Below are 23,586 nucleotides of genomic sequence, written 5' to 3' on the forward strand. Positions count from 1 at the left end.
ATGAATGAAAAAGCCTTTACTGCCCGATAGTTAACCATTTTGCCTGTAAAAAGAAAATAAATAGTGGCAAGCCGTTTGCATTAACTCTCCGCCAGTTTGATTAATATCTATTTTGGGGATGAGTGAATATGAATTTTAGAGCATTACTTGCGATTGCGTTACTGACAATGAGTTCGTTGGCTGCCAGTGAAACGCGCCTGCCGCATATCGTGATCCTCGCCACCGGCGGGACCATTGCCGGGTCGGCGGCCAGCAATACCCAAACTACCGGCTATAAAGCCGGCGCAATTGGCGTCCAGACCCTGATTAACGCGGTGCCTGAAATGAGCAAGGTTGCGCGGGTGGACGGCGAGCAGGTGGCGAATATCGGCAGTGAAAATATGACCAGCGATATTATCCTCAAACTCTCTAAGCGGGTGAATGAACTGCTGGCCAGAGACGATGTTGACGGAGTGGTGATCACCCACGGTACGGATACGCTGGATGAAACGCCTTACTTCCTCAACCTGACGGTGAAAAGCAATAAGCCGGTCGTCCTGACGGCGGCGATGCGGCCGGCAACGGCGATAAGCGCCGATGGCCCGATGAACCTGCTGGAGGCGGTCACCGTCGCCGCCGATCCCGAGGCGAAGGGGCGGGGAGTGATGGTGGTGCTGAACGATCGCATCGGCGCCGCGCGCTTTGTGACCAAAACCAACGCCAACTCCCTCGATACCTTCAAAGCGCCGGAAGAGGGCTATCTGGGCGCTATCGTCGGCGGCAAGCCGCAGTTTGAAACGCGCGTCGATAAGATTCATACCCTGCGTTCGGTATTTGACGTCCGTCAGCTGAATACGCTGCCGAAGGTGGTGATCATTTACGGCTATCAGGACGACCCGGAATATATGTACGATGCGGCGATTGCTCACCACGTTGACGGCATTGTCTATGCCGGAACCGGCGCCGGTTCGGTATCCGTGCGCAGCGCCGCAGGGATCGAAAAAGCGCAAAAAGCCGGCATCGTGGTGGTGCGCGCCTCTCGTACCGGCAGCGGCGTGGTCCCGGCCGACGATAGCCAGCCTGGGCTGGTGGCCGACTCGCTGAACCCGGCAAAAGCGCGCATTCTGCTGATGACCGCCCTGACGCAAACGCGTAACCCGGAGGTGATTCAGAACTATTTCCATACTTACTGATCGCCCTGTTAGCCGGAGGCGTGCGCTATTTCATCACGCACATCGGGCGCTTTGAGATAGGGTCGGGGTGAATTTCCGCCTCCAGCTGGAAAACGTTGCGCAGCAGCGCGGGCGTCAGCACCTGCTCCGGCAGGCCCTGGGCCCGCACTTTACCGCTTTCCAGCACCACCAGATGGTCGCAGTAGCGGCTGGCCTGATTAAGATCGTGAAGGACGGTAACCACCGTCTTTCCGCACATCTGCAGCTCGCGCATCAGCTTCATCAGCTCCACCTGATGATTGATATCCAGCCAGGTTGTCGGCTCATCAAGCAGTACCAGCGGCGTATCCTGGGCAAGGATCAGCGCCACAAACGCCCGCTGTCTCTGCCCACCGGAAAGCTCGCTAAGCGTCTGCCCGGCGAGCGGCGTCATGCCGGTACGTTCAAGCGCGTCGGCAACGATCCGCCGATCCTCGGCGTTGAGGCGTCCCCACAGCGGCAGCCACGGGCTGCGGCCGTAGCTGACCAGCTCGCGTACGCTAATCCCTTCGGGGGTATGGTGCTGCTGCGGCAGCAAAGCCAAATGGCGGGCCAGCAGGCGCGGGCTAAAGCCTGACAGGGCCCGCTCGCCGAGCCATATTTTACCCGCCGTCGGCGTCAGCAGCCGCGAGAAGCACTTCAGCAGGGTTGATTTACCGCAGCCGTTTGGCCCGAGCAGGGCGCTGATCTGGCCGCCGGGAAGGGTCAGATCCAGCCGGTCGATAATGCGTTTGGCGCCGTAGCCGGCGCTCAGGTTTTCAGTTCTCAGTTCCATTCAACGTACTCTTACCAGCAGCCAGATGAACCATGGCGCGCCGATAACGGCGGTTAATACGCCCGCCGGCAGCTCCATTGGGGGATGAATCGTACGGGCCAGCAGATCGGCCAACAGCAGCACCAGCCCGCCGGTCAGCGCCGAAACGGGCAGCAGGTAGCGGTGGCTGCCGCCCGTAAAGCGGCGCACGAGGTGCGGCACCACCAGGCTAATAAACGCGATCGGGCCGCAGACGGCGACGCTAACCGAAGCCAGGGCTACCGCCAGCAGCAGGCCGCCGCGGTGGAGCAGCCGGAGATTGACGCCGAGGGTCCCGGCCCGCTCATGGCCAAGCGCCAGTAAATCCAGGCTGCGGCTAAGCAGCAGGCTTAACGGCAGCAGGATCGCCAGCACGGGCAGGGCGATAGCGACGAATGAGCCGTCCCGCGCCCACAGGCTGCCCGTCAGCCACAGCAGCGCGTTGTTGATCTCCTGGGGCCGGGAGAGCAGCAGGTAGTCGGTAAGGCTGGCCCAGCAGGCCGACAGCGCCACGCCGGTGAGCGCCAGGCGCATCGGACGGGCAAAACCGGCCAGTGCAACCAGCGCCAGCATTGCCGCCATGCCGCCGCTAAACGCCACCAGCGGTAGCCACAGCACGGACAGTGACGGGATAAAATAGAGCGCGGTTACCGACGCCAGGCTGGCGGCATGGTTGATGCCGAGAATATCCGGCGACGCCAGCGGGTTGCGGACCAGGCCCTGAATCAGCACCCCGGAGACCGCCAGCGCGGCGCCGACGATCTGCGCCAGCACCACCCGCGGCAGGCGATACTGCATCAGGACGTAGTGGTACTCGCTGGTTTTGTGCCAGCCGTCGAACAGCGCCTGCCAGGGCAGCGGAACGGCCCCCATAAGCAGGGAGATCGCGTTTAACGCCAGCAGCGCCAGCAGCAGGCAGGCGATGCGCATTTTCATCCGCGCCTCCTGACCAGCCAGACAAAGCACGGCGCTCCGACCAGCGCCAGCACCGCGCCCGCCGGGAGCTCTCCGGGCCAGGCCAGCGCGCGGGCGAGAATATCCGCCAGCAGCATAAATATGCCGCCCAGTAGCGCCGCCATCGGCAGCAAAACGCGGCAGTCCTGGCCAACCCACAGGCGCGCAAGATGCGGTACCAGCAGGCCGATAAAGGCCACCGGCCCCGCCACGCTGACGCAGGCGCCGGTCAGCAGCAGCACCGCCGCGTTGATCGCCAGCCGCAGCCGGGAGAGATTCACCCCCAGCGAGTGGGCGGTGCTATCGCCGACGTGGAGTAAATTCAGGGAGTTTGCCAGCAGAAATACGCCGGGAATAATCAGCGCCGCAAAGGGAAACAGCTGCCAGAACTCCGGCCAGCGAACGTGCGAAACGCCCCCGGCCAGCCAGTATAAAATTCCGTAGGCGTGATCTTCGGCCAGCAGCAGCGTAACGCGGGTCAGCGCCATGCACAGCGCTGACAGGGCGATCCCGGCGAGGATCAGGCGGTTGCGGTCGAGCTCCTGACGCCAGCCGCCGCCGGCCGCCATCACCAGCAGCCAGCTGACGCTGCCGCCGCAGGCGGCAATCAACGCCAGAGAATAGCCCGCCAACGGCGCCGGGCTGAAGGCGCTGGTTAGCGACATCGCCAGCGCCGCGCCGCTGTTGATGCCGAGCAGGGACGGCGAGGCCAGCGGATTATGGGTTAAGATTTGCAGCAGAGAGCCAGAGAGCGCCAGGCTGCTACCGAGCGCGATCGCCACCAGGCTTCGCGGCAGGCGAAGATTAAGCACCAGCGCCTGGGCCAGAGAGGGCGTTTTGGGGACCAGCAGCGCCTGCAAGGCCTCCAGCGGCGCAACGGGGATCGCCGAATAGCTAAACAGGCTCAGCCACAGCAGACCCGCCAGCCCGACCAGCGGCAGCCCCCAGACCAGCAAAGCGGAACGGGATGATTTCATTGCTGCACGTCGACCGCCTGGTGGTGAATAATTTTAACCGCATCAGCGGCGATGCGTTCGGCGGCAAACATGCCGCGCATCCGCGCCCAGCTGTTGCTGTCAACGGCGGCCACCTGCTGCTTCTGCTGCGCCTGCAGCATCTGCCATAGCGGGTCCTGCTGCCATTTGCGCACGATGCTTTCCGTCCGATAATGAGCAACAAACAGCCACTGCGGGTTGATGGCCAACAGCTGTTCGAGGCCGATCGTCGCCATCGGCGCGCCGGCGATGGCCGCCGGAACCGACAGCCCCAGCGCGCTCAGCACGCTGCCGGTATAGGTATCGCGCGAATGCAGGTTGAACTGCTGTTCGCGGGAGGTGCCGAATACCACGCTGGCGCCGGCCGGCAGCTGGCCGGCGAAATCAGCCATCCGCTGGCGATGCTGCGCCAGGCGCTGCTGCATAAGCGGGTCCTGGCCGACGACTTTGCCGATAATGGCCGCCGACTGCAGGTTTTCTGCGTAGGTTTCATTGCGCGACTTCAGCAGCAGCACCGGGGCGATTTGCCGCAGGGCGGCGTAAATACCGCGATGGCGGCTGCTATCGGCCACGATCAGGTCCGGGCGCAGGGCGCTAATCGCCTCCAGAGAGGGCTGGGCGCGGGTGCCGACCGACTGCCACGGTTTCAGATGCGCGCGGACCTCGGGCAAAATGCGCGCGGGGTCGTTATCGTCGGCGATGCCGACGGGGCTGACGTCAACCGCCGCCAGCGCATCGGCGAAGGAGAGCTCCAGCACGACGATCCGCTGCGGGGGGGTATCGAGGGTAAATCGCCCCTGCTGATCCTCGACCGTCACGGCAAAAGCCGCGCCGCTGAGCGCCAGCTGCGCGGCGAATAGAAAACGTAAAATAGCCAACATACTCACTCCAGAATGGCGGGACGCCGGGATCGTCCCGCCGATATCATCCACAAACATCACCGCCTCAGGCTGAGGCGGTGAACGGCCATCGTCAGAATTTCATCGACCCCTGCAGGTACAGGGTGCGCGGCTGACCGGCGTAAATGCCTTTGTTGTTATCGTCGTATGAACGGGTGTAGTACTCGTGGTCGAAGATATTCTTCACCCCGACCGCCAGGTTGAGGTTGGCCATTTGTGGACCAAAATCGTAGGCGACGCGCGCGCCCCACAGCATAAAGCCCGGGATGCGGCCGGTGCTGCCGTCGGCGCTTTCCGCAACCGTGTTGGCGTTGTCGGCAAACTGGCTGGACTGGAAATCGCTATTGAGGTTGAAGGTCCAGCTGCCCGGCTTATAGTCCACGCCGAGGGTGCCTTTATGCTTCGGCGAGAACGGGACCTGATTGCCGTAGGTGTCCCCTTTTTCACGGATTTCGGCGTTAACGTACGCGTAGCTGGCGTATACCGACAGGTTGTCGAGGCGCGGCGTGAGATCGCCAAGATCGTAGCGTGCCTGGGTTTCCAGCCCGCTATGGCGGGTTTTACCGCGCGCGGTGACGGTATCGTTGGTCTGGTTGGAGTCGTACTGATTATTGAAGTTAATCAGGAACAGGCCCATTTCCGCGCTCAGCGCGCCGTTGTCGTAGCGGCTGCCGATTTCCCAGGTGCGGGCCTTTTCCGGCTCCACATTGCCGCTCTGCACAGCCTTGCCAATTTGGCTGTACTGTACGGTGCCGAACGATCCTTCGGTGTTAGCATAAAGATTCCAGCTGTCGGTGAGATGATAAAGCACGTTGAGCGCCGGCAGCGGGGCGTTGTAGCTGACCTGCTCGCGGGTGCCCTTCAGGTTATTATCCTGATAGGACTCAATATGTTCGAAGCGCATGCCCGGGGTGATCGTCCAGTCGCCGATATCAATGCGGTCGTCGATATACCAGGCGTGCGCCTCGGTACCGGAACGGGTATCGCGATCGTAAGGGCTGGCGGTGCTCGGCAGCTCGCCGCTGGCGGTCGTGGTGTAGTAGCGCATCTCATGGGTGGATTCATTCACGTAGCGATAGCCGACGCCCACTTCATGCGCGGTAGCGCCGAGCGTAAAGCTCTGGCTGTAGCGCGGCTCGATCCCCCGAACCCAGTATTCGCGCGGAGAAAGCGTAATGCGCTTGCCCTGCTCAAGGTAGCCGCTGCGCAGCGTGTGGGTATAGAAGCCCTGAATATTGAACTTATGCATGGCGTCCGGCTGAAACTGATAGCCGAGGCTGGCGAGCTGGCGGCGCCCCCAGAAGCGGTCGTACGGGCGGGTAGACTGCCAGCGGTCGGCATCATAATCGGCGCGGGAGAGCCCGCCGGGCATGTCGGCCTCGCCGTCATAATATTGCAGCAGGCTGTTAAAGGTATGCACCTCGTTTGGCGCATATTTACTTTTCAGCATCACGTCGTCAATGCGGGTGGCGCTGTGCTCGCGCCAGTCGCTGCCGCGCGTTCCTGAATAGAGCAGCGCGGAGCCAAACCCGTTATCCGCCGTGCCGCCAATCATCAGATTGTGCGTCTCCTTGGGATTGTTCTGCGAGGAGGTTGGGCTCAGCTGGCCTTCGATGCCGCCCTCAATGCCAAAATCCTGCGGAATAGCGCGGGTGACGAAGTTAACGACGCCGCCAACGCTCTGCGGTCCGTAGCGCACGGCGCCCGCGCCGCGAACAACGTCGACGGCATCCATATTGCCCAGCGATACCGGAGCCAGCGACAGCTGGGGCTGGCCGTAGGGGGCGAAGGGCACCGGGATACCGTCCATCAGCACCGTGGAGCGGCTGGCCAGGCGCGGGTTCAGGCCGCGGATGCCAAAGTTCATCGCCAGGTCGTGGCTGCCGGTGCCGGTATTATCCGGGGCGTTGACTCCCGGGATGCGGTTCAGCACCTCACGCATGGTGGCGGCGCCGGTTTTGGCAAACTCGTCGCGGCGGATGACGTCGCGGGCGCCGGCGTGTTCAAACACATCGTTTTCCCGCGCGTCTCCTAGCCAGTCGCCGATAACCGTCAGCGACGCCTCATTCTCAACGGGTGCGGGCTCCAGCGTCCAGGCGTTATTGCCCAGCGCTTTGAGCCGCAGGCCGCTGCCGTTCAGCAGCGTTTGCAGACCATCCTCAACGTCGTAGCTGCCGTGCAGGCCATCGCTATGCTTGCCCCGCGTCAGGCTGGCGTCGGTTGAGAGGGTGATGCCGCTGCGGGCGGCGTACTGATTGAGCGCGGTATCTAAATCTCCGGCGGCGATATCAAACTGAGCGGCGGCAAAGACCGGCGCAGCGGCCAGCGCCGCCAGCGGCAGCAGGCTTAAACGGATTGCCATCACCAGAGGCATTGGTTTGCGTAGAACGCGTAAAGGCGTCATGTGTTCTCCACGATTGTTTTGGTTGTTTTCACCTGTTAAGTCGAACGAGCAGGGGAAAAGGGACAATGGAGAATGAGAATTTTTTGTATTTTTTTTCTCAGGCGGGGACGACGGTGACCCAATAGCGGGTGGCAAACTGCAGTTTTACCGGCAGCGTTTGCGTAATAACCTGCAAAATCGTCCCGGTATCGTTCAGCGGGAAGGTGCCGCTCAGGCGTAAATCGGCAACGCGGGGATCGCAGCGCAGAATGCCGGGGCGATAGCGGGACAGCGTGGCGATAACCTCGCGCAGGGGGCGGTCGCGAAAGCTGAGCACGCCCTGAGTCCAGCTATCTTCACCGGCGCTCAGCGTCTGTATCGGGGAGAAGGCTTCAGCGCTGAAGCGCAGGCTTTCTCCGGCTTCCACCCTCCGGTACTGGCCGTGCGCTAATCGCACCTCAACGGCGTGCTGCTGCACCGCCAGGCGGGTTTCATCGGCAAACTGGCGAACGGTAAACTCCGTGCCCAGAGCGGTGAGGTTGCCGTCGCGGGTCTGTACGCGGAACGGCCGCTGGAGAGCGTCGCGGGCGGTGCGGATGGCAATTTCGCCGTAGCGCAGGCGCACCAGGCGCTGCTGCGCGTCGAAATAGATGTCGGCGGCACTGTCGGTGTTCAGGGTCAGAACCGAGCCATCCGCCAGCGGCTGGCGACGCGTTATCCCCTTGGCCGTGCGGTAGTCGGCGCGAAGCCCCTCCGCCAGCTCGCTGTCCCACAGCCGCCAGCTCCCGCCGGCCATCGCCAGCAGCATCAATCCTTTCAGCACCTGACGGCGGGCTGCCCGACCGTCGTTGAGGGCCCGGCTGGCAAGCGCGCCCGGAAGGTGGCCCATCTGCTGACGCAGGTTTTCGACCTGCTGCCAGGCCCAGCGGTGGTCAAGGTCCTGCTCATACCACTGCTGCCAGCGGGCTTCCTGCTGCGGATTGGGGCGCCCGTCGCTTAGCAGGGCATACCAGTGGGAGGCCGACCGCAGGGCCTGGCGACGCGAGTCGGTAAGTTTCGTGGTCACAGGCCGTTCTCCAGGCGAAAGAGCAGGCAGTGCTCGGTCGCTTTGGCCACATATTTTTTCACCGAACTGACGGAGACCGTCAGGCGTACGGCGATCTCGGCGTAGGTCAGGCCTTCCAGCTGCGAGAGTAAAAAGGCTTCCCGCGCCTTCTGACTCAGGCCATCCAGCATCGCGTCGATCTGCTGCAGCGTTTCCAGCTGAATTTGCTGCAGCTCGGCAGAGGGCGCCAGCGCCTCGGGGAGCTGGGCAATCATCTCAAGCCAGGCGCGCTCCAGCGCATTGCGGCGAAACAGATCGATCATCACCCGTTTCGCGATGGTGCACAGAAAGGATTTCGGATCGCGGATGGTCGTTAAGGATTCACCGGCCATCACCCGCATAAAGGTGTCCTGGGCGACGTCATCGGCGTCGAACGAGGATTGCAGTCTGCCGGTCAGCCAGTTTTTCAGCCAGCCGTGATGGGCGTGATACAGCGAAGCAAGCGTCAGCGGTGCGGCGGTGGCGGAAAGTGAGGACATGGCCGAATTCAGAAAAATGGAACGATAGCGCATATGTTAATATGAGAATGTTTCTCATTACAATTAAAACGCAGCGTTAAGTTCGTCTCCAGGCCGGGTGGTTACTTTAAGTAATTGTTATCAATTGCAATTGATTTTACCGGCGCGCGGCGGCGGCTTGCGAACGGTCAAATGCAAATAAAAGTCATTATCAATATTCCCTCGTCAAAGATAATGATGTATTTATAATGCATCTTATAAATCATGAGGTGCTGCAGATGAATGCGAGTGAAAAGGCCGGACACACATTTTTAGCCAGTCTGGGAAAAACCCGGCTGCGGCCCGGCGGCGTAGAAGCGACGGAGTGGCTGTTCCGCCAGGCCGATTTATCCTCCGAGAGTACGGTGCTGGAGGTGGCCTGTAATATGGGAACCACTTCGATAGAGCTGGCGAAACGATTTGGCTGCCGCGTGTACGCCATCGATATGGATAAAGATGCGCTGGCGAAGGCCCGGCAAAATATCGTGCTGGAAGGTGTGGATAATAAGGTGCTGGTGATGGAAGCTAACGCCACCCGGCTGCCGTTTCCCGATGCCACCTTTGATGTGGTGATTAATGAGGCGATGCTGACCATGTATGCCGATAAAGCCAAAGAGAAGCTGGTGGCGGAATACTATCGCGTGCTCAAACCCGGCGGCCGCCTGCTGACCCACGATATTATGTACACTCAGCAGGCGCTGGGGGAGGGGGAGCGCATGGAGCTGCAGGGGGTGGTCAAATCTCACGTCAGCCCCATGAGCCAGGCGCGCTGGCAGTCTCTCTTTGAAGAGGTGGGGTTTGACTCCGTTCGCTGCCACGCGGGGCCGATGTCGCTGATGTCGGCGCGGGGGTTGATCAAAGACGAAGGTTTCAGCCAGGCGCTGAGAATCATCTGTAATGGCCTGCTTAAGCGGGAGAATCGTCCGCGTTTTCTGGCGATGATGCGCTTTTTCCGGCGTCAGCGGCGGCAGCTGAATTTTATTGCCTGCTGTTCGGCGAAAGGCATTGCTGTACATAAATAATGCGGAATAAGCGTTCGAAATAAAAGCAACCTTATATATCTGTCATTATTTGTCAGGAAGATAAAATAAGCCGAGTCTTATTTTTGTTCTCCCCGCCGGCGATAAATTTTTGTTCCAATATGAACGGGGAGAATTATTCGCACCGATGCCGCCCTGGACCTCGCGGCTGCTTCCTCTGCGCCTCGGCCCGCGTCATTATTACGCCGCGCCAGGGGTCGCTGAACGCGCTGACAGCGCCGGGGCGCCGGGCCTTTGCTGAACGGGCGCGGTGCCGGGTGCGAGGCGGGGAGCGGCGGCACAAAGGGGCTCTTCTGCAGGTGCAGGCCCATCACCTGCATAAATGAATAGCATGGAAATGATTTTACAGAAGAATACTTTTAATTTATTATTCATTTTTAATTTACATTTTGTAACAAGTATGCTGGTATTATGTTTTTTTCCCCTCCCTGTTCATTTTTACTTGCCCGAGTGAATTTAGGCAGATTACTATTGTCGTACTAGCTATATGTACCGCCTAACGACTGATGAAAGGAATCGTTTTTTCCTTAAGCGTTACCTCATTTAGGATGTTTACAGGAAAAATCATGCCTTCCGCTTTTAATAAGAGTCTTTTGCATCCCCGCAATTGGGGGACCTGGTTTGGCCTGGCCATTCTCTGGTCAATCGTGCAATTACCCTATCCGCTCCTGCACAGCATCGGTACCACCGCCGGTAAGGCCTCGCGACGCTTCCTCAAACGCCGGGAGCATATTGCCAGAAGAAACCTTGAGCTCTGTTTCCCCGACATGTCTGCTGAAGCGAGAGAAAAGCTGATCGAGCAGAACTTTATGTCGCTGGGAATGGGGTTGATTGAGACCGGCATGGCGTGGTTCTGGAGCGATGAGCGCGTCAGGAAATGGTTTGACGTAGAAGGTCTCCAAAATCTCGAAAAGGCCATGAATGCTGGTAAGGGCGTAATGGCGGTCGGCGTGCACTTTATTTCTCTTGAGCTCGGCGGTCGTACTATGGGCCTGTGTCGGCCGATGATGGCGACCTATCGTCCGCACAACAGCCCGCTGATGGAGTGGGTGCAGACCCGTGGACGCCTGCGCTCGAATAAAGCGATGATCGATCGCCGTAATTTGTCCGGCCTGGTGCACGCGCTGAAGGCCGGCGAAGCGGTGTGGTTTGCCCCCGATCAGGATTACGGCCCGAAAGGCAGCGTCTTTGCCCCGTTTTTCTCCGTGCCGCAGGCCGCGACGACCAACGGTACCTACGTCCTGTCGCGTCTCTCCGGCGCCAAAATGCTGACCATCAGCATGGTGCGTAAAGCGAACGGCCAAGGCTACACCTTATATATCAGCGAGACGCTGGACGATTATCCTGGCGAAGATAAGCAGGAAGCGGCCGGCTACATCAACAGGGTTATCGAAAGAGAGATTCTGCGCGCGCCCGAGCAATACCTGTGGGTTCACCGGCGTTTCAAAACGCGTCCGCTGGGCGAAGGTTCTTTGTACTAAGCCAACAGGCACCGTAAGCTCTTTCAAAATCACGTTAGTTGCGTTAACGTGAGCGCGATCATATTGTTTGTTGAACGCGAAGGAGTGCAGTGTGTTCGCTGAGTTTGGTGTTTTGAACTATTTGACCTACCTGGTCGGGGCTATTTTTATCATTCTGGTGCCTGGCCCAAATACCTTTTTTGTCCTGAAAACCGGCATCGCGCACGGCGTCCGGAAGGGCTATCTGGCGGCGGCCGGCGTGTTTATCGGCGACGCGGTGCTGATGCTGCTGGCCTTTGCCGGCGTAGCCACGCTGATTAAGACGACGCCGGTACTGTTCAATATTGTGCGCTATCTCGGCGCCATCTATCTGCTGTGGCTGGGCGGGAAAATGCTCTACGCGGTGCTGACGCAGCGGGAAGGTCATGCCGACACCGACGCCGAGCCGGCGAGCGCGATCCTGAAACGTTCGCTGACCCTCAGCCTGACCAACCCGAAGGCCATCCTGTTCTATGTCTCCTTTTTCGTCCAGTTTATCGACGTTACCGCGAAGACGCCGGGCCTGGCCTTCTTTATTCTTGCGCTGACCCTGGAAGTGATTAGCTTTATTTACATGAGCTTCTTAATTGTTTCCGGCTCTTTTGTGACGCGCTACGTTAAAACGAAAAAGAAGCTCGCCAAAATTGGCAACAGCCTGATTGGCCTGATCTTTGTCGGTTTTGCTGCGCGCCTGGCGACGCTGCAGTCGTAAACGGTCGGCCGGTATCGCTGAGCCGGCCTGGCAGCGATAATCTCTGGCTTGTAACAAAAGCCCTTCAATTTTAATTGCGTTGGTGTTACATATACAGCCGATTATCGGTCAGATAAAAGGGAACCCGGATGATTCTGCATAAGCTCATCAGCAATAAAAACAGTAAGAAATTTTTCCTGTCGGTAACGGTGGTGTTTGCCATCGCTCTTGCCGTAGTTGGACGTGCGACGTTTGGCGGCGTGGTGAGTGAGTACAATATGCCGTACTCAGAGTGGACAACCTCGATGTTCTTCCTGCAAGGGGCGATGGTGACGGTCTACAGCATCGTGTTTACGCTGCTTTTCTCCATTCCGCTGGGCTTCGTCTTTTTAGGTTCTGACCGCCAGGACTAAATGAAACAAGGCGAACGCCGGTTCGCCTTGATCCGCCTTTTTTCACCAGCCTCTGCCGTCGTAATGATGGTGGTGGTGTCTGTGATGATAGCCATCATCAACGATACATCCCGATAACAGCGTGCATAGCGCGAGCAGCAACGACAACACGATCGGTTTTTTCATTCTCACTTCTCCGTTAGTCCGCCGTCCGCCCGCGACTGGCGGCGGGTTCGGCTGGTGAAGTGAGTGTATCGCGTTAAGTTATTGAGTGGATAAGACAACTCTGCAATTTAAGCGCGACGGCAAAGGGCGGTTACCACCAGCCAAACTGCACGCCAGCTAGCGCGATAGCGGCGATAATAACCATCAGAATGGTGCTTTTTTTCACGATGCGCCGCCCGGTGCCGCGTAGCCGCCAACAAAGAACCAGCCAAGAAAAATAACGGCGATGATAAAAATTACTACCGGAAAAAGAATACCCAATTTCATTGTGTTGTCCCTGAGCATGCGAGTGATGTCCGCTATCATACTGGAAATACCGGCAGTTTAGTCAATATCCAGGAAGGTCTCTTTACGGCGCGACTTTTTATCCTGATACATCGCATCGTCCGCGGCCCGCAGCGCGCTCTCCATATCCATCGTTTGCGGATTGACGTCAATCACGCCAAAGCTGGCGCCCGGGTAGCTGATACGATGCCCGGCCAGGAAGTAAATTCCGCTGATCTCTTTGCGCAGAGCGGCGATAAACGCCCGCTGCTCTCCGGCGTCGAGACCCGCCCCGACAATCAAAAACTCGTCACCGCCGAGGCGACCCACCAGATCCCCTTTGCGCACGCGGGCGTTTAAGCGTTCGCCGATCTGGATCAGGAAGCTATCGCCGCACGGATGGCCGAACCGATCGTTGATCGCCTTAAAGTCATCGAGATCGATAAAGATCAGTAAAATATTGCGCTGCAGTTCGCGCGCGCGCGGGAACATCGCCGAGAGGTGCTTGAACAGCGCGCGACGATTGGGTAGGCGGGTTAATTCATCGGTGTAAGAGTGCATCTCCAGCGCCGAGTTGGCGGCGCGCAGCTGTTCGACCAGCGTCTCTTTCTCAACGTAATGGGAGATGAGGTTGGCGAACAGGCTCATCACCTGCTCACCTTCCAGGTTGTAGGGCTGTTTCTGACGGCTGGTGGCGCAGAGCGTGCCGTACAGTGAGCCGTCGGTCAGGCGAACGGGAATGCTGAAAAAGGTGGCGATACCGAGCTCCTGGGCGGCAATGCACGAGCGCCAGCGGCTGGCAACGTCGTTGCTGAACAGGCAGTTATCATCGATGGCACGTTTGCACAGCGACTCATTCCACGCTATGGAAAATCCTTCCGGTATCGTCATTTCGCTACTGTTGTGCGCATACATAACCAGCTGGCGCTGAGCGCTAAGATCAATACGAGTCAGATAGGTTGACTCCATTCGGGTCACAAGTTCCAACATTTCAAGCAGTTGTCGCACTAACAGCTCCAGCGAATGTTCGTTGGCGAGCGTTTGCGAGACGCGGGCAAGAATAAAATCTGACATGAATGTACGGCTCCCGATCGCCGAGCGTTATCGCCGGTAAAGAAGGCTGAAAACGGCCAACAGCGAAAAGTAAACATAGATACAACAAATTTAACACATTAGCTGAGGGAATACCTGCGGTCGCAGCGGGAAAAAAGCCCCGTCGGGGGCGACGGGGAAAACTCATTGATTATGGAATGATCTGTTCTCTGGTCAATTAGAGAACAAGCGCTACTCTACGGCGCAAAAGTGTAGTTAAAATGGAGAAACCGTGAAGAATCAGGGCACCATAGCGGCTTTGATCAACAAAAGGAGTCAAAATGAAGTGGATGACCATACTACTGCCTCTGGCACTGGCCGGATGCGCGAAACAGCCGCAGCCGCAGGATGCGCCGCCGCCGCCGAAGTCTATCGGCATGGCGAACCCGGCCTCGGTCTACTGCGGTCAGAAGGGCGGTAAGCTGATACCGGTACAGACGCCGCAGGGCGTACGCAGCGACTGTAAGCTGCCCGGCGGGGAAACCCTCGATGAATGGGAGCTGTGGCGCCGGGATCACCCCGCTAAGGCGTAACCTCGCCGGCAGGCAGGTTTTCCAGCCACTCAGCCAGCACCAGCGCATGGTTTTGCCGGGTATTTTTGGCGGCGTAAATCAGCGTTAGCGGCTGCTGGCGAGCCAGCGCGGCAAGGCGCAATCCTTCGACACGGTGGCTTTCCAGCTCCCGGCAATACTGCTCGCGGAAGCTGGCGAAATCGATGACTTCACCGTGCAGGGCCTTGCGTAACTCCGCGGAGGGGGTCAGGGTTTTGCACCACTCATCGTAGCGCAGAGCCTCTTTTTTAATTCCCCGAGGCCAAAGCCTGTCGACCAGCACGCGATAGCCGTCGCCGGCTTCAGCCGGATCGTAGACGCGTTTACATTGGATCATCGCTATTCTCCATCTGTTCCATCCAGGCAAGCAGCTGCGGGATCTGCCCGTCGGAAAAAACCGTAATACCGTGTTGGCGCAGCAGGGCGGCCGCCACGCCGGAGCCGGGCTTACGCTGCCCGCTAAAGGTGCCGTCGTAGATAAACTGGCTGCCGCAGGTCGGGCTGCCGTCGGTGAGCAGCGCCGCCTGACAGCCTCCCTCCTGGGCGGCCTTCAGCGCCAGCCAGGCGGCCAGCTGATAGTGCGCGGTGACGTCGTGGCCGTCGCTTTCAACGATGCGCCCGCGATTTTGCATCACCTCCGCGCCCTGGGCATCGAGAATTTCTGCCGGCAGTCTTGGCACCGGTAGCCCGGCGGCCAGCTCAGGGCAGTGGATCACCAGCCGGTTTTCGCGCTGCCAGCGCGCCAGAGTCTCGGCCAGCTGCGCCTTGTCGCTGCCGTTATAGCGTACCTGAAACCCCATCAGGCAGGCGCTCACCAATATTTTACCGCCGGTAATAGCGCCAGGCTGCTCCGGCCGGGGCGAAAGCGAACGGGTCGTCCCGTCATCATCCATAATGGGAAGTGGTTTTAGCATCGGTATCTCCGGTATAAAAAATTCACTGTGATGCCTCAGTGATATCGCGGCAGGCGCGCAAAGCAGCCCGCAGCGTTTGGCAATGCAGATATTATCATCTGCCATGACCGACTGCCAAAGCGTGTCAGGGCGTCGCTGCCGGCAGGGGGTGGTCTTGTTGCAACGGCTGCAATCCCCCTGGAATCAGGAGTGTTATTTTTTTGTGCAACGCATAGAATAGATCAGGACACATTGAGTTGTTATTGCTACAAATGGATTTTGCTCTTGAATCAGCCCGTATCTCTGCGGGTTTTTTTTATTTAAAAAACGGGGCTTTTCTACGCCACGCGGCTCTTGTAATATATTATTTGCACGACTATCTGAAGTTCTTTTTATAATAACGTATTAAAAATGATACCTTAAAAATATATTAAATCTCAGGTGCTATTTTTGATACTTTAAAAGTCCTCGTGATAAATCAGGTTATGTGATCGCCGTATGTACATCAGTTTGGCTTAGTTTAATAAAATAGCAAAACAAACACTGCGATTTATTACCTGAAACAGAGCCCGTTAAATTGGGTTCCACTCTATATTATTGAGGCCATATTATGGAAAGCGTTCAAAATACCCTCGTCGCTCGCGAGAGCAGCGGCTGGAGAAAAAGTGACACCGTCTGGATGCTGGGACTGTACGGGACGGCTATTGGCGCCGGGGTTCTTTTTCTGCCGATTAACGCCGGGGGTGGCGGTTTAATTCCGCTGATCATCATGGCTATTCTCGCATTTCCGATGACCTTTTTTGCCCATCGCGGTTTAACCCGTTTCGTGCTCTCAGGTAAAAACCCTGGCGAAGATATTACCGAAGTGGTGGAAGAGCATTTCGGCATTGGCGCCGGCAAGCTTATTACCTTGCTCTACTTCTTTGCTATTTACCCGATTCTGCTGGTTTATAGCGTCGCGATCACCAATACCGTCGACAGCTTTATTACCCATCAGCTTGGCCTGGTCTCTCCGCCGCGCGCAATTTTGTCGCTGATTTTAATTGTGGGCATGATGGGCATTGTGCGTTTTGGCGAAAAAATGATTGTTAAGGCCATGAGCGTGCTGGTGTTCCCGTTTGTGGCGGCGCTGATGATCCTGGCGCTGTATTTGATTCCACAGTGGAACGGTGCAGTTCTGGATACCCTCTCGCTGAGCAGCGCCTCCGCAACGGGGAACGGCCTGTGGATGACGCTGTGGCTGGCTATTCCGGTGATGGTGTTTTCCTTCAACCACTCGCCGATTATCTCATCCTTCGCGGTGGCGAAACGTGAAGAGTATGGCCAGGACGCCGAGCGTAAATGCGCCCGCATCCTCAGCTATGCGCACATCATGATGGTGCTGACGGTGATGTTCTTCGTCTTCAGCTGCGTGCTGAGCCTCTCTCCGGCAAACCTCGCGGAAGCGAAAGCGCAAAACATCTCCATCCTCTCTTACCTGGCGAACCACTTCAACGCGCCGCTGATTGCATGGATGGCGCCGATTATCGCCATGATCGCGATTACCAAGTCCTTCCTCGGCCACTACCTCGGCGCGCGTGAAGGCTTTAACGGCATGGTGATCAAGTCTCTGCGCAGTAAAGGCAAATCTATCGAGATTACCAAGCTGAACAAAATCACCGCGCTGTTCATGCTGGTGACCACCTGGATAGTGGCGACCCTGAACCCGAGCATTCTGGGTATGATTGAAACCCTCGGCGGCCCGGTTATCGCCATGATCCTGTTCCTGATGCCGATGTACGCCATCAATAAAGTACCGGCCATGCGTAAGTACAGCGGCCACATCAGCAACGCGTTTGTGGTGGTGATTGGCCTGATTGCCATCTCCGCCATCTTCTACTCTCTGTTCAGCTAAGCCCCCGGCGCCTCCTGTCACAGGAGGCGCATTCGTTTTGCTTTGTAACCCTATGGGTGCCACATGATTAGCGTTTTCGATATTTTCAAAATCAGTATCGGGCCCTCCAGCTCACACACCGTCGGGCCGATGAAGGCGGGGAAACATTTTGTCGATACCCTGCAGGAAAAAGGCCTGCTGCATAAAGTGACTCGCCTGGTGGTGGACGTATACGGCTCCCTTTCGTTAACCGGTAAGGGCCACCATACCGATATTGCGATTATTCTTGGACTCTCCGGCTATTTGCCGGATACCGTCGATATCGACGCCATTCCCTCGATTATTCGTGACGTTAATACCCTGCAGCGTCTGCGTATTGAAGAGGGCCAGCGGGAAATTGCGTTCCCGGTGGTGGAATGCATGCGTTTTCATAATGAGTTTCTGCCGCTGCATGAAAACGGTATGAGCATTACGGCGCTTTGCGACGGAAAAATCGTCCACTTCCAGACCTATTACTCCATCGGCGGCGGCTTTATCGTCACCGAGGAGGAGTTCGGCAAGAGCCAGGATGCTGAAGTCGACATCCCTTTCCCGTTCTACTCAGCCCGCAACCTGCTGGCGCACTGTCACGACAACTGCCTGTCGATTTCCGCGGTGATGATGAAAAATGAGGCCGCCCGCCACGGACGAGACAGCGTTGAGCAGAATATGGCGAAAATCTGGGAGACCATGAGAAACGCCATTAACCGCGGCATGAGTACCGAAGGCCTTCTGCCGGGGCCGTTAAAGGTGCCGCGTCGCGCCTCGGCGCTGCACCGCGTGCTGGCTCCCCAAAGCCAGTCAATTACGCCGCTTAGCGCAATGGATTGGGTCAACATGTTCGCGATGGCGGTGGGGGAAGAGAACGCCTCCGGCGGACGGGTGGTCACTGCGCCCACCAACGGCGCCTGCGGCATCGTGCCGGCGGTGCTGGCCTATTATGACCGCTTTATCAAAACGGTGACGCCGGAAATCTATATGCGCTACTTCCTGACCGCCGGCGCGATAGGCATATTGTACAAAATGAATGCCTCTATTTCCGGCGCGGAAGTTGGCTGCCAGGGAGAGGTGGGCGTGGCGTGTTCCATGGCTTCCGCCGGGCTGGCGGAGCTGCTGGGCGGCAGCCCGGAGAAAGTTTGCATTGCCGCTGAAATCGGCATGGAGCACAACCTCGGGCTGACGTGCGATCCGGTTGCCGGTCAGGTACAGGTACCTTGTATTGAGCGCAACGCGATTGCGGCAGTGAAGGCGATCAACTCGGCCAGCATGGCGATGCACCGCACCAGCGATCCGAAAGTTTCGCTGGATAAAGTCATCGATACCATGTTTGAGACGGGGAAAGACATGAACGCGAAATATCGGGAAACCGCCCGCGGCGGGCTGGCGATTAAAGTCGCGGTCTGCGAATCCTGAAGTCCGCCAACGCCGCCTGCGCCGCAGGCGGTTTTTTTCGGCCCTCCTCCTGAACGACTACTCCAGCCCGCGGGCTGTTTCCCTTATCAGGCTAGCTTTTTTTCTCTGCCTCCGACGGCAGAAAAGACCAGACAACGCTGTGGGACGCTGACGAGGTGTACCATTCGTTAATGGTGGCGTTCGCTTCGCTGGCCTGTTCGGCGACGGCGCATTTCTCTTTTGGCGGCTGCGCTTTTTTGCGAATACGGATGCGGGGAGGGGCGGTGGCATTGATTTGCGCATTAAAAGTTCGAATGTGCGAATCGAATAAAATCGACTCCAGCTGATGCAGCCGATCCAGACCGCGCAATATTCCGATCAGCGTGCTGAGGGTAACGGATTCACCTAATTCTACGCGTTTGATGGTTGCCGCCCCGACCTGCGCGCGCTCGGCGAGTTCAATTTGGGAGAGCCCGAGCTGCATGCGAGTTTCTTTAATTCTGCGGCACAGTTCAGAGATAATTTCGCTATCGGACATCGTACTGAAACGCATCTTGCTGCCTCTACTGCTTAATAAATCGTTACAGATTATTTAACAGGCTAATTTATAAATAAAGCGAATAATTTCTTTTTTGCGATAGTAATAACACTGTTTTTTATTTAACAAAATAGCTACAGAAAAAGGGATAAATAAATAGCGGGAATTGAACAGGATAGTGAAAGACAAGCTATATTTTTTTATTTATTTCCCCGCGGATAACGCCCCTCACGCCAAACTCCGGTTGTCCGACGGGCGAAAAATAAGGATTGTGTTCCGTGAGGGAGATCGCTAATCTGAGGCTCCTTGTGTTGCCCGAAAATCGTTCTGACATAAGGACCCTGCTATGAACACTCCCCTGCGTATTGCCCTGGTTGGCGACTACAACCCTGACGTTATTGCTCACAAAGCGATTCCCCTCGCCATTGATGATGCTGCTGCCGTGCTGGAACTGCCCCTGCGCTATGACTGGCTGGCGACCAGCGATATCCACGATGCCGAGGCGCTTGCCGATTACGACGCCATCTGGGTCGTTCCCGCCAGCCCCTATAAAAATGCCGCCGGCGCGTTTATCGCGATCCGCTATGCGCGCGAAAACAGCATTCCGTTCCTCGGCACCTGCGGCGGTTTTCAGCACGCGATCGTCGAGTATGCGCGCAACGTCATGGGCTGGCAGGATGCGGGGCATGCGGAAACGGATAGCGAAGGGCGAATGGTTATCGCGCCCCTGAGCTGCTCGCTGGTGGAGAAAACGGCGGCGATTGAGCTGCGCGCTAATACGCTGATCGCCCGCGCCTACGGCCGCGACAGCATCGAAGAGGGCTATCACTGCAGCTACGGTATTGCCGAGGAGTTTGCCCGCGAGCTTGAGCAGGGCGACCTGCGGGTGACGGGCTGGGACGAAGAGGGTGATACTCGGGCGGTGGAGCTGGTGACGCATCCGTTCTTTGTCGCGACGCTGTTCCAGCACGAGCGCAACGCGCTTGACGGACGTCCTTCGCCGCTGGTACACGCCTTTTTACGCGCGGCCAGCCAATAATTAACCCTGGCCCGCACGACGACCCCGGAACGCCGGGGCCGTCAGGGCGAGGGCAAAAGAGCGCTTTAGCCGTTAATCTCCCTGGCGCGGCCGGCAAGGGCGCCAAATATGGCCATCGCCACGGCGCTCAGCGCCACGACGATTAACGGAATATGCCAGTCGCCGTTGGCATCATGGATTTTCCCCATCACCGGCGGCCCGCAGGCGGCCAGCAGATAGCCGACGGCCTGCGCCATACCGGAAAGCGCCGCTGCCTGGTGCGCCGAGCTGGCGCGCAGGCCGATAAACGTCAGTCCCAGAATCATCGTCGCCCCGGAACCGAAACCAAAGACCAGCGCCCAGATAACCGCCTGCCCGGGCGCCAGCCACAGCCCGGCGGAGCTGACGGCGCACATTAGCGCCACCAGCACCGCGATGCCGCGCTGGTCTTTCAGTCGGTGCAGAATCAGCGGGATCGCGAGGCCCGGCGCGGCGGTGGCCAGCTGAAGCAGACCGTGCAGGGAGCCGGCCTGCGCTTCGCTATAGCCAAGGCTCTGCAAAATTGCCGGCAGCCAGCCGACTATCACGTAATACACCAGCGAGTTAATGCCGAGGAACAGCGTCACCTGCCAGGCCAGCGCCGAGCGCCAGATCCCGCGGTTGTGCATTGCGCCTGACGCGGTCAGCGGAGCGGCGACCTGCCTGCGCGACTGCGGCAGCCAGAAGAACAGCGCCAGCAGCGGGAAGGCCATCAGCATGAGCAGCGCGCCGCGCCAGCCAAAGCCGGCCAGCGCCAGCGGGACCACCACGGCCGAACCCAGCGCCGCGGCGGCGCCCATGGTGAGCGAATAGGCGCCGGTCATCTTAGCGACGTGCTGCGAAAAATCGCGCTTGATTAAGCCCGGCAGCAGCACGTTCCCTAAGGCGATACCGCAGCCGATCACCGTCGTACCGCCAAAGAGCATCGCGGCGGAAGGCAGCGAGCGCAGACCCATACCGAGGCAAATCAGCCCCAGCGCGATCAGCAGGCTGCGTTCGATACCAAAGCGGCGGGCTACGCCTGCCGCCAGCGGCGAAACCAGACCAAAGGCCAGCAGCGGTAGGGTGGTTAGCAGCCCGGTCTGGGCGGTGGTCAGACCGTACTCCGCGCGAATGGCGTCCAGCAGCGGGGCGGCGCCGGTAAAGGTCACGCGCAGCGTGGTGGCGATCAGTAAAATACCGGCAATCAGCAGCAGATTACGGCGGCCGGCAGTGGGAGGAACAGAACTCATGGCTATCTCAGACCAGTAAACAGGGTGGCTACAATAGCGCGTTTGCCGATTGTTTAAATCAAGCTAAAATGACAGATTATCGCTAATATCGGACAATCTGATGATTGGTTTGAGTCTTGACGGCTATGACCCGGACAGCGGGCGCGAAGCGGCCCTCGCGTTTCATATTCAGGTAGTTGAGGATGAGCAGTTTATTCCGCGCCATCAGCACCGCAAAGGGCAGCTGATCCTGGCGCTGCACGGCGCGCTAACCTGTGAGGTGGAAAACGGGATGTGGATGGTGCCGCCGCAGTATGCGGTGTGGGTCCCGGGCCAGCAGCCCCACAGCAACCGCGCAACGCCGGGAGCGCGGATCTGCTTTTTGTTTATCGAGCCGGGAGCGGCCCCGATGCCGCAGCGCAGCTGCACGCTGAAGATCTCTCCGCTGGTGCGCGAGCTGATCCTGACCCTTGCCGGGCGCAGCGCGACGGAGAGTGACAATCCCACGACCCGACGGCTGGTGCAGGTGCTGTTTGACGAGCTTCCGCAGCAGCCGGAGGAGCATCTGCAGCTGCCGGTTTCCGCGCACCCGAAAATCCGCCAGATGGCGGAGCTGATGGCGGTATCTCCGGCGCAGTGGCAGACCCTCGGCCAGTGGGCGGCGGAGTTCGCGATGAGCGAGCGTAACCTGGCGCGGCTGGTGGTTCGCGAAACCGGCCTCAGCTTTCGCCGCTGGCGGCATCAGCTGCAGCTGATCCTGGCGCTGCAGATGCTGATCCGCGGGCAAACGGTGCAGCAGGTCGCGCACGGCCTGGGGTATGACTCGACGACCGCGTTTATCACCATGTTCAAAAAGGGCCTCGGCCAAACTCCCGGACGCTATCTTGCCAGCCTGACTACGACTTTCCGATAAACAGCGAGATGATCCCCGCGGCGATCAGCGGGCCGACGGGCACCCCGCGGAAAAGCGCGACGCCGAGGACGGTCCCCACCAACAGTCCGGCGACCAGCTGCGGCTGAGAACCCATCAGCGAGACGCCGCGTCCGCCGAGCCAGGAGACAAACACCCCGACGGCGATAGCCAGCAGCGACTTCCAGTTAACGAACGAGTGCAGCAGCGTCGAGGGGGGCAGAGTGCCGCTGGCGATGGGCGCCATCACGCCGATGGTCAAAATGATAATACCGATCGTCAGCCCCTGTTTTTCAATCCACGGGAAAAAGACGTTGAGCGGCGTGACGCGCACGATAATTAAAACCAGGATAGAAATTGCCACGGTGGTGTTGTGGCTGATAAAGCCGAGCGCGGCCAGCCCCAGAAGCACGAACAGGGTGGTATCGAACATGTCAGGAGATCCTTGCCAAAATAATAAGCCCGTCTACTTTACGCATAATAGCGTGAATAAACAGGCTTATTTGTCACGCTGGCGCGCTTTCAGGAGGCAGCTAATACGAGACCGCTCAGGCTTCCCGGCGAAAGGCGACCAGTTCGGGGCGGGCGATGCGGAGATAGTCGGCCGTATCGAGGATAATTGACCTGTCCAGCCGTCCGGCGTTAAAGGCGATTTCGCTGAAGTTTTCGAACAGCAGCGGGTCGGCCACCAGGCGCAGAGCCGGATGGAAGCTGAAAGGGGGAATGGCGCCAAAGACGCAGGCCGTCAGGGCATCGACTTCGGCGGGGCTGGCCAGCGAGGCTTTGCTGCCGCCAATGTGCAGCGCCAGGCGCGAGAGATCGGCCTGCTGGTCGGCGGCGAGGATCGCCAGCACATGCTGATTTATGCCGTGGCCTTTCACTTTGCAGACCAGCGCCTTCGCCCCTTGTCCGAGAGCGGTGCCGCGAATTTCAGAAACCGCCTCGCATTTTCCCACCGCCTCATGCTCTACCAGCCGGTAGCGGGCCTGGCGTTCGTCGAGTAACGCCAGCAGCCGGCGGTGGGTGTTCGGTTTTTCAGGTGCATTCATGCGCGGTTCTCTCCGGGGACAAAACGGCAAGTTTAATCTTCTCCGCGCCGGATG

The 23,586-nt window shown here is 58.6% G+C and carries 26 protein-coding genes; 10 read left to right on the top strand and 16 right to left on the bottom strand.

All coding sequences use genetic code 11. From position 1 onward, the window contains the following. The first annotated feature begins 128 nt into the window (after positions 1–128). A complete protein-coding gene (gene fraE, locus GO007_RS05655) occupies positions 129–1,172 on the top strand; it encodes a fructose-asparagine asparaginase (protein WP_095096624.1) in 1,044 nt (347 codons plus the stop codon). A gap of 25 nt (positions 1,173–1,197) precedes the next feature. Here fraE and fecE read toward each other — a convergent pair whose 3' ends face one another. The 7 genes from fecE to fecI all read right to left on the bottom strand — a co-directional run bounded on the left by fecE (position 1,198) and on the right by fecI (position 8,798). Continuing rightward, complete coding sequence (gene fecE / locus GO007_RS05660) at positions 1,198–1,965, bottom strand: Fe(3+) dicitrate ABC transporter ATP-binding protein FecE (protein WP_095096627.1); 768 nt, start codon at positions 1,963–1,965, stop codon at positions 1,198–1,200. After that, complete coding sequence (gene fecD, locus GO007_RS05665; protein WP_223261767.1) at positions 1,966–2,913, bottom strand: Fe(3+) dicitrate ABC transporter permease subunit FecD; 948 nt, start codon at positions 2,911–2,913, stop codon at positions 1,966–1,968. Positions 2,914–2,915: 2 nt separating this feature from the next. Further along, on the bottom strand, positions 2,916–3,914 hold the full coding sequence (gene fecC / locus GO007_RS05670; RefSeq protein ID WP_095096633.1) for an iron-dicitrate ABC transporter permease FecC: 999 nt from the start codon (positions 3,912–3,914) through the stop codon (positions 2,916–2,918). Continuing rightward, on the bottom strand, positions 3,911–4,813 hold the full coding sequence (locus GO007_RS05675; protein WP_095096636.1) for a Fe(3+) dicitrate ABC transporter substrate-binding protein FecB: 903 nt from the start codon (positions 4,811–4,813) through the stop codon (positions 3,911–3,913). Before GO007_RS05675 ends, fecC begins: the two co-directional genes overlap by 4 nt. A gap of 91 nt (positions 4,814–4,904) precedes the next feature. Then, on the bottom strand, positions 4,905–7,235 hold the full coding sequence (gene fecA / locus GO007_RS05680) for a TonB-dependent Fe(3+) dicitrate receptor FecA (RefSeq protein WP_095096639.1): 2,331 nt from the start codon (positions 7,233–7,235) through the stop codon (positions 4,905–4,907). 97 nt (positions 7,236–7,332) lie between these two features. Continuing rightward, positions 7,333–8,280 carry a ferric citrate uptake sigma factor regulator FecR gene (fecR, locus tag GO007_RS05685; protein WP_095096642.1) on the bottom strand — a complete coding sequence of 316 codons (948 nt, stop codon included), beginning with the start codon at positions 8,278–8,280 and terminating at the stop codon, positions 7,333–7,335. After that, positions 8,277–8,798, bottom strand: a complete 522-nt coding sequence (fecI, locus tag GO007_RS05690) for a ferric citrate uptake sigma factor FecI (RefSeq protein ID WP_095098075.1) — start codon at positions 8,796–8,798, stop codon at positions 8,277–8,279. The genes fecR and fecI overlap by 4 nt, the downstream gene beginning before the upstream one ends. 257 nt (positions 8,799–9,055) lie before the next feature. Between fecI and GO007_RS05695 the strand changes: the two genes are divergently transcribed. From GO007_RS05695 to GO007_RS05710, 4 genes are all read left to right on the top strand, one after another. Beyond that, positions 9,056–9,838 carry a class I SAM-dependent methyltransferase gene (locus GO007_RS05695; protein ID WP_095098078.1) on the top strand — a complete coding sequence of 261 codons (783 nt, stop codon included), beginning with the start codon at positions 9,056–9,058 and terminating at the stop codon, positions 9,836–9,838. A gap of 584 nt (positions 9,839–10,422) precedes the next feature. Beyond that, positions 10,423–11,337, top strand: a complete 915-nt coding sequence (gene lpxP, locus GO007_RS05700) for a kdo(2)-lipid IV(A) palmitoleoyltransferase (RefSeq protein ID WP_095096645.1) — start codon at positions 10,423–10,425, stop codon at positions 11,335–11,337. A 91-nt stretch (positions 11,338–11,428) separates the two neighbouring features. Continuing rightward, the gene (gene leuE / locus GO007_RS05705) at positions 11,429–12,067 is read left to right on the top strand and encodes a leucine efflux protein LeuE (RefSeq protein ID WP_095096648.1); all 639 of its coding nucleotides are present in this window, start codon (positions 11,429–11,431) and stop codon (positions 12,065–12,067) included. Positions 12,068–12,195: 128 nt separating this feature from the next. After that, entirely contained in the window at positions 12,196–12,459 is a 264-nt protein-coding gene (locus GO007_RS05710) for a DUF2534 family protein (protein WP_095096650.1), read from the top strand. A 42-nt stretch (positions 12,460–12,501) separates the two neighbouring features. Here GO007_RS05710 and GO007_RS05715 read toward each other — a convergent pair whose 3' ends face one another. The 3 genes from GO007_RS05715 to GO007_RS05725 form a co-directional block, all read right to left on the bottom strand. Further along, positions 12,502–12,624, bottom strand: a complete 123-nt coding sequence (locus tag GO007_RS05715; protein ID WP_095096653.1) for a hypothetical protein — start codon at positions 12,622–12,624, stop codon at positions 12,502–12,504. A gap of 201 nt (positions 12,625–12,825) precedes the next feature. Then, entirely contained in the window at positions 12,826–12,930 is a 105-nt protein-coding gene (locus GO007_RS05720; protein WP_041145046.1) for a YoaK family small membrane protein, read from the bottom strand. A 57-nt stretch (positions 12,931–12,987) separates the two neighbouring features. After that, on the bottom strand, positions 12,988–14,001 hold the full coding sequence (locus GO007_RS05725) for a GGDEF domain-containing protein (protein WP_095096656.1): 1,014 nt from the start codon (positions 13,999–14,001) through the stop codon (positions 12,988–12,990). 299 nt (positions 14,002–14,300) lie between these two features. Between GO007_RS05725 and GO007_RS05730 the strand changes: the two genes are divergently transcribed. Further along, complete coding sequence (locus GO007_RS05730; RefSeq protein ID WP_095096659.1) at positions 14,301–14,552, top strand: putative hemolysin; 252 nt, start codon at positions 14,301–14,303, stop codon at positions 14,550–14,552. On the opposite strand, the gene GO007_RS05735 is transcribed toward GO007_RS05730, so the two are convergent. Continuing rightward, positions 14,542–14,907, bottom strand: coding sequence for a DUF488 domain-containing protein (locus GO007_RS05735; protein WP_095096662.1), 366 nt, complete (start codon positions 14,905–14,907; stop codon positions 14,542–14,544). The genes GO007_RS05730 and GO007_RS05735 overlap by 11 nt on opposite strands. Beyond that, positions 14,894–15,370: a 2-thiouracil desulfurase family protein gene (locus GO007_RS05740; protein ID WP_255430876.1), complete on the bottom strand. Its 477-nt coding sequence runs from the start codon at positions 15,368–15,370 to the stop codon at positions 14,894–14,896. The genes GO007_RS05735 and GO007_RS05740 overlap by 14 nt, the downstream gene beginning before the upstream one ends. 703 nt (positions 15,371–16,073) lie before the next feature. On the opposite strand from GO007_RS05740, the gene GO007_RS05745 reads away from it, so the two are divergent. Together GO007_RS05745 and GO007_RS05750 are read left to right on the top strand one after the other, a co-directional pair. Continuing rightward, positions 16,074–17,357, top strand: a complete 1,284-nt coding sequence (locus GO007_RS05745) for an HAAAP family serine/threonine permease (protein WP_095096668.1) — start codon at positions 16,074–16,076, stop codon at positions 17,355–17,357. 63 nt (positions 17,358–17,420) lie between these two features. Next, a complete protein-coding gene (locus tag GO007_RS05750) occupies positions 17,421–18,788 on the top strand; it encodes an L-serine ammonia-lyase (RefSeq protein WP_095096671.1) in 1,368 nt (455 codons plus the stop codon). A gap of 91 nt (positions 18,789–18,879) precedes the next feature. Here GO007_RS05750 and GO007_RS05755 read toward each other — a convergent pair whose 3' ends face one another. Continuing rightward, on the bottom strand, positions 18,880–19,320 hold the full coding sequence (locus GO007_RS05755) for a helix-turn-helix domain-containing protein (RefSeq protein WP_095096673.1): 441 nt from the start codon (positions 19,318–19,320) through the stop codon (positions 18,880–18,882). A gap of 331 nt (positions 19,321–19,651) precedes the next feature. Between GO007_RS05755 and GO007_RS05760 the strand changes: the two genes are divergently transcribed. Further along, positions 19,652–20,344 (top strand): CTP synthase C-terminal region-related (seleno)protein, encoded by a 693-nt coding sequence (locus GO007_RS05760; RefSeq protein WP_095096676.1) that lies wholly within the window; start codon positions 19,652–19,654, stop codon positions 20,342–20,344. A 65-nt stretch (positions 20,345–20,409) separates the two neighbouring features. On the opposite strand, the gene GO007_RS05765 is transcribed toward GO007_RS05760, so the two are convergent. Then, positions 20,410–21,594, bottom strand: coding sequence for a CynX/NimT family MFS transporter (locus GO007_RS05765; protein ID WP_095096679.1), 1,185 nt, complete (start codon positions 21,592–21,594; stop codon positions 20,410–20,412). Positions 21,595–21,691: 97 nt separating this feature from the next. Between GO007_RS05765 and GO007_RS05770 the strand changes: the two genes are divergently transcribed. Further along, complete coding sequence (locus GO007_RS05770) at positions 21,692–22,486, top strand: AraC family transcriptional regulator (protein ID WP_189339838.1); 795 nt, start codon at positions 21,692–21,694, stop codon at positions 22,484–22,486. On the opposite strand, the gene GO007_RS05775 is transcribed toward GO007_RS05770, so the two are convergent. Together GO007_RS05775 and GO007_RS05780 are read right to left on the bottom strand one after the other, a co-directional pair. Then, complete coding sequence (locus GO007_RS05775; RefSeq protein WP_045854946.1) at positions 22,470–22,916, bottom strand: DUF441 domain-containing protein; 447 nt, start codon at positions 22,914–22,916, stop codon at positions 22,470–22,472. The genes GO007_RS05770 and GO007_RS05775 overlap by 17 nt on opposite strands. A 115-nt stretch (positions 22,917–23,031) precedes the next feature. Then, the gene (locus GO007_RS05780; RefSeq protein WP_095096685.1) at positions 23,032–23,532 is read right to left on the bottom strand and encodes a YbaK/prolyl-tRNA synthetase associated domain-containing protein; all 501 of its coding nucleotides are present in this window, start codon (positions 23,530–23,532) and stop codon (positions 23,032–23,034) included. Positions 23,533–23,586: the final 54 nt, after the last annotated feature.

The sequence above is a fragment of the Klebsiella sp. 10-1 genome (assembly GCF_009758445.1).
Taxonomy (GTDB): Bacteria; Pseudomonadota; Gammaproteobacteria; order Enterobacterales; family Enterobacteriaceae; genus Klebsiella; species Klebsiella scottii.